Here is a 1,606-nt window from a genome sequence, read left to right on the forward strand (position 1 = left end):
CTGAATCGCCTGTTTTATACTACGTCTATCAGTAGCTCTGAAAGAGAAGCAGCCTATGTCGCCGATGGGTTATTACATAATCTTTCGATCAAGAGCACAATCCATTCCACTGATACACATGGTTATTCTGAAGCAATTTTTGGGATATTGAACATGCTTGGAATTTATTTTGCACCCAGAATTAAAGGTCTGAAGAAAGCCACCCTATACAGTTTTCACTCTAGAAACACCTATGAAACCAGAGGATATAAAATACTCCCACATCGCTATATTGACACTGATTTAATTAAAACACATTGGGATGATATTTTGCGTTTGATGGTTACGATTAAACTTAAAGCCACAACGGCATCACAACTGTTCAAGCGTCTCAGTTCATATTCTAAACAACATCCATTGTACTGCGCCATAAAGGAATTTGGACGGATTATTAAAAGTCTGTTTATTCTTCGATATATTGATGATGTGGAATTACGACAGGCTATTGAAAAACAATTAAATCGTATTGAACTATCGAATAAATTCTCAAAAGCCATTCTGTTTGGTAACAACCAGGAAATTCAATACAGCAGCAAGGAGGAACAAGAAATGGTTGTTGGTTGCCAGCGCTTAATCCAGAATGCAATTGTATTATGGAATGAGTTATATCTTTCGCAAAAATTGGCTCTGCTAGAGGATGAAGAAAGCAGGAAGGCGCTATTAACCATTATTCGCAATGGGTCGACTTTAATCTGGCATTACGTCAATTTGCATGGGGAATATGACTTTACTCAGGATATTGAAGAACAGGATATGTTGTTCGATATGGATAAAATATTAGCACTTAAAGTCGCTTAACTATCTCATTGCCAGTTTGGGCTGGATATGCGGTAAAACCCATAGTTCATTATGATTTTCTAGTATTTTAATCGTATCTCGAAGTTCCTTCATTAAATTAATATTACTTTCTAGATCGGCCCTTAATTTTTGCATATCTTGTTCTGCTTTACTAAGTGCTTCATCTTTTTTTAAAATAAGATTTTTATATTCTTCAAGTTTTTCTATGACATTCAAGAGTCCTTTATTTTGGTTCATTAATTCATCTATTCTTTTCTCTAATTTTTTGTCTATTTCCTTAAGATCATGGGTGGTTTTTTCTAATAAATTATTCCCATCCTTCATCTCTTCAGTGGCTGTTTTTAATGTGGCTACCGCATTATTTGTCATTTGCGCTGAAACCTGAAAATTCGTATTCGTAGCATCCAGATTATGCTTAACTGAATTGAGTTGTTCCTGCAACTCGTTACGAAGCTTTGCGATAAGCTGTAATAGTTCGTCTATTCTTTTTTCATAGGCGTCGGATTTCTTTTTGTCATCGGATGAACCAGACCCATACCAGTAGCCGCTAAATATCGCGAAAATTGTAGTAACCGTGGCAACTACAACACCAGCACCTCCTGATGAGGTTGTTGTGGCGGCAGCAACGAGGGGAACGATCAAGAGGGGTAGAGGCATAATATTCCTTTAATTGAGAGATTGAAACAAATTCAAATTTTCCGTGAAATTTGACTTGAATGCTAACAAAGTGACCATGCTAAATCAACTGAGAAAATTAATTTTTCATGTT

The 1,606-nt window shown here is 36.1% G+C and carries 2 protein-coding genes; one reads left to right on the forward strand and one right to left on the reverse strand.

Annotated features, from left to right (window positions below):
- Positions 1-837, forward strand: an 837-nt coding sequence (locus tag LDG_RS02430) for a Tn3 family transposase (protein ID WP_158307855.1), incomplete at its 5' end; no start/stop codon positions are given.
- Here LDG_RS02430 and LDG_RS02435 read toward each other — a convergent pair.
- Positions 838-1,494, reverse strand: a complete 657-nt coding sequence (locus LDG_RS02435) for a hypothetical protein (protein WP_006869524.1) — start codon at positions 1,492-1,494, stop codon at positions 838-840.
- Positions 1,495-1,606: the final 112 nt, after the last annotated feature.

Origin of the sequence: Legionella drancourtii LLAP12 (assembly GCF_000162755.2) — a bacterium.
GTDB lineage: Bacteria > Pseudomonadota > Gammaproteobacteria > Legionellales > Legionellaceae > Legionella > Legionella drancourtii.